The organism is Achromobacter sp. 413638 (assembly GCF_043119405.1).
Taxonomy (GTDB): domain Bacteria; phylum Pseudomonadota; class Gammaproteobacteria; order Burkholderiales; family Burkholderiaceae_B; genus Achromobacter.
This window is the reverse complement of the sequence record NZ_JBICCO010000156.1, coordinates 1-4661: the sequence shown is the minus strand read 5'-3', so window position 1 is coordinate 4661 and position 4661 is coordinate 1. Positions and strand designations below refer to the sequence as shown.

Below are 4661 nucleotides of genomic sequence, written 5' to 3'. Positions count from 1 at the left end.
GGCTGGGTGCAGAACATGGAGGACGGCACGGTCGAGGCCCTGGTGCAGGGCACGCCCGACCAGGTCGACCACATGCTGGAATGGCTGCGGCGCGGCCCGCCGGGCGCCTGGGTGGCCGAGATCGTCACGCGCCGGGAGTACACCGACAAGCGCTACATCCGCTTCGAGCAGCTGTAGGACCGCGCCGCCACGCCGGGCGGCTTAGTCCCGGCGGTGGATGGGCCCACGCGGCACGGGCGCGGACAGGGAATTGTCAGCATGGCCGGCGCGCCGGCAGGCGCGCGACCTGATCAGCGGCCGCGGATCCAGCGCCCGCCAAGCTGGTTGACGATCAGGCCCGCCAGCACCCCGGCGGCGCCCAGCCATTGCAGCGGCATCAGCGCCTCGCCATAGGCGGCGGCCGCCGCCGACAGACCCACCACCGGCACCAGCAGCGAGAACGGCGCGATCTTCGCGGCCGGATGGCGCGTCAGCAGGCGCGTCCACAGCGTATAGGCCACCAGCGTCGCCAGCACCGCCAGGTACAGCACCGACAGCGCCTCGCCCCAGCCCATGCCGGCGAGCATGCCCAGCACCGGCTCCCAGCCGTCGATCAGCACCGCCAGCAGCAGGAAGGGCAGCACCGGCGCCAGGCTGCTCCAGGCGATGAACGCGAAGGGGTCGTAGCCGGGCGCACGGTTGCTGGCCAGACGCACGATGATGTTCGACACCGCCCACATGAAGGCCGCGCCCAGCGTCAGGACGAAACCGATCATGGTCATCTGGCCCGGTCCGTCGCCACGGCCCAGCGCGATCACGGCCAGGCCCAGCGCGGCCACGCCCAACCCGATCCAGTGATGCCGGCGCGCGCGTTCGCGCAGCAGCGGAGCGGCCAGCAGCAGCGTGAAGAAGGCCTGCGTCTGGATCACCAGCGAGGCCATGCCGGCGGGCATGCCGGCCTGCAGCGCCACGAACAGCAGCCCGAACTGGCCGAGGCCCTGCGCCAGGCCATAAGCCGCGATCCAGCGCCAGGGCAGCGCGGGCGGGCGCACGAACAGGATCAGGGGAAAGGCCGCCAGCGCGAAGCGCAGCGCGCCGAGCATCATCGGCGACAGGCCCTTGAGGCCCGTTTTCATGACGACGAAATTCAGGCCCCAGATCACCACCACGGCGAGCGCGCAGAGGTAATCCTTGCGGGTGAGGGAGGGGGGAGACATGCGGCATTATCGCATCGCCCGCGTGTCGGCAGGCGATGCAATCGACGAGGAAATCCGCGTCGCAACCCAGGCCGCAAGCGGCTCCGGGAAGAGCCGGTTCAGCTGGCCTGCAGCACCCGGCCGAAGGCTTGCACGGCGCGGTCGATGTCGGCCGCGCCGATGTGGCGATGGGTCACGCAGCGCAGCCGCGTCACGCCCCAGGGGCGGGTCAGCACGCCCTCGGCCGCCAGGGCCTGGACCCACTGCGCGTTGCCCATGCCGGAGTCGGCGGTCTCGACCTGCACGATATTGGTCTGCGGCACGGTAGCCGACAGGCGCGGGTGCAGACGGTTCAGTCCCTCGCTCAGGCGCGCGGCGGTAGCGTGATCCTCGGCCAGCCGGCTCCCCATGGTCTGCACGGCCTCCAGTCCGGCCGCGCCCATGATGCCGGCCTGGCGCTGCGCGCCGCCCAGCATGCGGCGCAGCGTGCGGGCCTTGGCCAGCAGCGGACGCGGCCCGGCCAGCACCGCGCCGACCGGCGCGCTCAGGCCCTTGGACAGGCACAGCGACACGGTGTCGGCGTGCTGCGCGATGTCCAGCGGCGTGACGCCCAGCGCCACGGCGGCGTTGTACATGCGCGCCCCGTCCAGGTGCACCGAGATGCCGCGGCTGTTGGCCATGCCGTACACCGACCGCATGTGGTCCAGCGGCAGCACGGTGCCGCCGGCGTTGTTGTGCGTGGTCTCCATCGCCACCAGCGAGGTCTTCAGGCGCATCCCTTCGGTCAGCAGCGCCTCTTCGAGCCGGTTCAAGTCCATGGCGCCGTCCGCGCCCGGCACACAGTGATAGAACACGCCGGTGAAGGTGGCCGCGCCGCGCTCGGAGGTGTACATGTGCGCGGTGGACTCCAGGATGACCTGCTCATTGCGCTGCGTCTGCGCCAGCACGGCCAGCAGGTTGGCCATGGTGCAGCTGGGCACGAACAGCCCGGCCTGCTTGCCCAGCTGCGCCGCGACGTAGGCTTCCAGCTCGCGCACGGTGGGATCGCCATCCAGCGCGTCATCGCCGATCGGCGCGCCGCGCATGCGCTCGTACATGGCCTCGGTGGGCAGGGTGACGGTATCGCTGCGCAGGTCGACGGCGTTGGCGGGGCGTGGGGCGAAGGTTTGCTCGGTCATGACTTTCAGTGCTGGAGAATTTTGGAAAGAAACTGACGCGTGCGCGGCGCACGCTCCTCGACATTGCCGAAGAACTGCTCTTTCGGGCAGTCCTCGACGATCTTGCCACCGTCCATGAAGATGACGCGGTCGGCGACGCGGCGGGCGAATCCCATTTCATGGGTCACCACCATCATGGTCATGCCTTCGCCGGCCAGGTCCGTCATCACGTCCAGCACCTCGTTGACCATCTCGGGGTCCAGCGCCGAGGTCGGCTCGTCGAACAGCATGACCACCGGATCCATCGACAGCGCGCGCGCGATCGCCACGCGCTGCTGCTGGCCGCCGGACAGCTCGCCGGGATGCTTGTCCTTGTGCGCCGACAGGCCCACGCGCTCCAGCAGCGCCAGCGCGCGCTGGCGCGCCTCGTCGCGGCCGCGGCCCAGCACCTTGACCTGGCCCAGGCACAGGTTCTCGGTCACGCTCAGGTGCGGGAACAGCTCGAAATGCTGGAACACCATGCCGGCCACGGAACGCAGCTTGGGCAGGTTGGTGCGCGGATCGCCCACGGAGGTGCCGTTGACGATGATCTCGCCCTGCTGGAAGGGTTCCAGCGCGTTGACGGTCTTGATCAGCGTGGACTTGCCCGAGCCGGACGGTCCGCAGACCACCACCACTTCGCCCTTGGCCACGGCGGTGGTGCAGGCGTCCAGCACCTGGAAGGATCCATACCACTTGCTGACCTGCTTGATTTCTATCATCGGAGGATTCGGAGAGGCTTGCATCGTTGCACCTGTGGATAAGCTAGCGCAGCACGCGGGCGCGCTTTTCCAGCCGCTTGACCAGCCGCGAGGCGGTGAAGCAGATCAGGAAATACACCAGCGCCACGAACAGATAGAGCTCCACCAGCCGGCCGTCGCGCTGGCCGATCTTGGAGGCCGCGCCCAGGAAGTCCGTCAGCGACAGCACATACACCAGCGACGTATCCTGGAACAGGATGATGACGCGCGTGAGCAGCGCCGGGATCATGTTGCGAAAGGCCTGCGGCAGCACCACATGGCGCATGCTCTGCCACGGGCTCAACCCCAGCGCGAGGCTGGCCGAGACCTGCCCGCGCGAGATCGACTGGATGCCGGCCCGCATGATTTCGCAGAAGTAGGCGGCCTCGAACAGGGTGAAGGTGATCACCGCCGAATTGAACGCGCCCACGCGCACCGGCGTGGGCGAGCCCAGCGCCCAGGCGGCCATGTAGGGCACCAGGAAATAGAACCAGAAGATGACCAGCAGCAACGGGATGGAGCGCATCACGTTCACGTAGATGCCGGCCGGCACCGACAGCAGCTTGAAGCGCGACAGCCGCATCATGGCCAGCAGCGTGCCCAGCGCCAGCCCCATCACGGCGGCCAGCAAGGTCAGCGTCAGCGTGAACGTCATTCCCGTCTTGAACAGATAGGGAAGGGCGCTGGCGATGGCGTCGAAATCGAATTTACCCACGGCGCGCCCCTAGCGACTCTTGCCCGCCGGGCCGATCAGCCCGGGGATGGCCACGCGGCGCTCGAGCATGCGCATGCCCAGCACCACCACGCCGTTCAGAATCAGGTAGACCGCGGTCGCGGCCGAGAACGCCTCGAAGATATGGAAGCTGAATTCCTGCATCGAGCGCGCCTGGCCGGTCAGCTCCAGCAGGCCGATGGTCAGCGCCACCGACGAATACTTGATCGTGCCCATGAACTCCGACGTCAGCGGAGGCAACACGATGCGGTAGGCCTGCGGCAGGATGATGTAGCGGTACACCTGCGCCTCGGTCAGCCCCTGCGCGATGCCGGCCTGAAGCTGGCCGCGCGGCAGCGACTGGATGCCCGCGCGCACCTGCTCGGCCACGCGCGACGATCCATAGAAACCCAGGCACAGCACCGCCGGCAGGAACTGGCCCCAGGGCTGCGGCATCTGCTTCATGGCCACGCCCCAGGCATGCGGCAGCAGCTCGGGCAGCACGAAATACCAGAGGAACATCTGCACCAGCAGCGGGATGTTGCGGAACACCTCGACATAGGCCGCGCCGGCGAAGTTCAGCGCGCGCGAGCTTGCCGTGCGCATCACGCCCAGGCAGGAGCCCAGCAGCAGCGAGAAGACCCAGGCGATCAGGGACAGCGCCAGCGTCCACCCCACGCCGATCAGCAGCGTTTCCAGGAAGGTATGCACGCCGTCCGGCGACATGTCCAGGAATACGCCCCAGCTCCAGTTGTAATTCATGAATCCGCCTCAAGTTTCGGCGCCGGGCGGCGCCAGACCCCATTGCCGGGGGGGGGGGGGGGGGGGGGCGGCGGGG

The 4661-nt window shown here is 68.7% G+C and carries 6 protein-coding genes; 1 reads left to right on the top strand and 5 read right to left on the bottom strand.

Features of this window, described 5'->3' with window-relative positions; all coding sequences use genetic code 11:
• Window positions 1–177, top strand: a 177-nt coding sequence (locus ACEU5R_RS31705) for an acylphosphatase (RefSeq protein ID WP_392413854.1), incomplete at its 5' end; no start/stop codon positions are given.
• 113 nt (window positions 178–290) lie between these two features.
• On the opposite strand, the gene ACEU5R_RS31700 is transcribed toward ACEU5R_RS31705, so the two are convergent.
• From ACEU5R_RS31700 to ACEU5R_RS31680, 5 genes are all read right to left on the bottom strand, one after another.
• Window positions 291–1196, bottom strand: a complete 906-nt coding sequence (locus tag ACEU5R_RS31700; RefSeq protein WP_392413852.1) for an EamA family transporter — start codon at window positions 1194–1196, stop codon at window positions 291–293.
• A gap of 98 nt (window positions 1197–1294) precedes the next feature.
• Entirely contained in the window at window positions 1295–2353 is a 1059-nt protein-coding gene (locus tag ACEU5R_RS31695) for a threonine aldolase family protein (protein WP_392413850.1), read from the bottom strand.
• Window positions 2354–2358: 5 nt separating this feature from the next.
• Window positions 2359–3093 (bottom strand): amino acid ABC transporter ATP-binding protein, encoded by a 735-nt coding sequence (locus ACEU5R_RS31690; protein WP_103271848.1) that lies wholly within the window; start codon window positions 3091–3093, stop codon window positions 2359–2361.
• Between the two features lie 43 nt (window positions 3094–3136).
• Entirely contained in the window at window positions 3137–3826 is a 690-nt protein-coding gene (locus tag ACEU5R_RS31685) for an amino acid ABC transporter permease (protein WP_392413848.1), read from the bottom strand.
• A 9-nt stretch (window positions 3827–3835) separates the two neighbouring features.
• Complete coding sequence (locus ACEU5R_RS31680; protein ID WP_392413846.1) at window positions 3836–4585, bottom strand: amino acid ABC transporter permease; 750 nt, start codon at window positions 4583–4585, stop codon at window positions 3836–3838.
• Window positions 4586–4661: the final 76 nt, after the last annotated feature.